Below are 1,236 nucleotides of genomic sequence, written 5' to 3'. Positions count from 1 at the left end.
GGCCCAAGGAACCCGGTGACCCGGTTGATCGAGTTGATCAGGTGATAGCCCTGGTCGGACATCTCCATATGCACCAGTGGGGCGAGACCCCAGAGGTTCAGCCAGGCCGCCGGGGGCAGGCCGAAGCCGTGAATCCGGTGCCCGGGCGAGGCGGCATAGAGCGGCAGCGACCCGCAGGCGAAGGCGTCGAACAGTTTCTCGGTGAGGTAATCGGGGTGATGGGTGTTCTCGATCGCCGCCAGGCAGCGGGCATGCCCGTCCAGGCGCACCAGCTTGTCCAGGTGCCAGTTCTCCAGCTCGAACCGGGACGGCCCGCCCTGCCAGCTGCGGCCGCGCCGCTCGACGCGGCCGGTGTTGCAGGCCTCGGCCAGCTCGGTGCGCCAGGAGCACAGCCCGGCGAGGTCGGCCTCGGGCCAGCGCAGGGCGTGATGTGGCTCGGGGCGGCGTTCGAACATGAAGGTGACATCGACCCTGCGCGCGGCAAACCGCGCCTGCCACGCGGCCGGGGTGAGCGCGGCATTGCGGGCGAAGCGGGCGCCATAGGCAGTGGCAAAGCGGTGATCGCTCAGCAGGTAATAGGGGATGCGGTCGAAGGCGAAGATGCGGCTGGTGACATGGTTCAGCTGGATCACCGGCAGCGCCCCCCAGGCGGTGTCGATCACCCGCTGGCGGGTGGTCGGGCGGCGGCCCCAGATGGTGTCCCAGAACGGCTCTTCGGACAGGATCACCACCGGGCGGCGGCGGCGGCGCCAGTCCTCGACCAGCGCGCGCGGCGCCTCCTCGACATCCAGCGAATGGGCAAAGACATAGAGATCGGCCTGCTCCGGCCGGGCCACCACCTGCAGGCTGTCGGCAAAGAGCGGCGCCAGCGCCGGATAGCTCAGCGGCATGCGCCGGGCATGGGCGCCGGTCCTGAATATCCTGATCATCCGCCGGTCATCCCTGGCCGTCCGTGGTGGTTTGCCGCTTCTGTTACCGCAATCGCACGCCCCGGGATACCGCGATTCCGGGGCGTGGCCGGTTGCTTGCCTTCCCGCGTTCCCTGTCTGTAGAAAGGCCGGGATCCGCACGATCCCAGGGATGGCCCACCGCCGCAATGACAAAGCCGACATGATGACAAAACCTGCAAACGGCCCGGCCGTGGCCGCCGCCCCGGACCGCGCGCCGATGATCCTGTGGCGCACCGGGGCGCCGGAGGCCGCGGCGGTGCTGGCGGCGCTGGAACAGCGCTATGCG

Annotated in this window: 1 pseudogene; it reads right to left on the bottom strand. The window is 69.7% G+C overall.

From position 1 onward, the window contains the following. A pseudogene (locus CVM52_RS25865) lies at positions 1-77 on the bottom strand (transcription termination/antitermination protein NusG); the annotation flags it as partial. Positions 78-1,236: the final 1,159 nt, after the last annotated feature.

Origin of the sequence: Pseudooceanicola lipolyticus (genome assembly GCF_002786325.1) — a bacterium.
Taxonomy (GTDB): domain Bacteria; phylum Pseudomonadota; class Alphaproteobacteria; order Rhodobacterales; family Rhodobacteraceae; genus Pseudooceanicola_C; species Pseudooceanicola_C lipolyticus.
This window is presented reverse-complemented; position numbering and strand designations above follow the sequence as displayed.